Here is a 544-nt window from a genome sequence, read left to right on the forward strand (position 1 = left end):
ATGGGGTTTTTACGATTTCTTTCGCTAACCTGGATGCCCGGCAGGTAGATCTGCGCATCATCAACGTGATTGGCAATGAGATTTACCACGAGGTCCTGAGCCGCTCTGACATACAGTCTTCCAAGACGATAGACCTGAACAACTTTGCAAAGGGCCTATACTATGTGAAAATAGAGACGGAGAATTATAGCTCGGTGAGACGGGTTGTTGTGAAGTAACTGACCTACCCCTAAAACAGAAGCGCCTTCCTCATTGCAGGAAGGCGCTTCTGTTTTAGGGGTACCGGTATAAAGTCATGGCACTCCAAACTTATTCAGGCAGGATGGCTTTAGAAACAAAACCGGTATAGGCGGCGGTGTCTTTCTGAACCCGGGCTCTTACAAAAACGGCATCGGCTGTATCGAGCACCTGGATGATTTGTGTGGTGTCAAAGTATGTCAGGCTGCTTCCCTGGAAGCTCGCTGTTTTGTATACTTCTCCGCTGATGAGGGGCTTGGTCGCGTAGATCACATCAGCAGGCAGGGCGGCAGGCAGGCCGGTTTCG

2 protein-coding genes are annotated in these 544 nt (G+C 50.2%); one reads left to right on the top strand and one right to left on the bottom strand.

The features are described from left to right. On the top strand, positions 1-218 hold a 218-nt coding region (locus OB13_RS20380), incomplete at its 5' end, for a T9SS type A sorting domain-containing protein (protein ID WP_461492025.1). Positions 219-309: 91 nt separating this feature from the next. Here the strand turns inward: OB13_RS20380 and OB13_RS20385 are convergent. After that, positions 310-544: hypothetical protein (locus OB13_RS20385; protein ID WP_461492026.1), on the bottom strand; the 235-nt coding region annotated here is incomplete at its 5' end.

Source organism: Pontibacter sp. HJ8 (assembly GCF_054824225.1).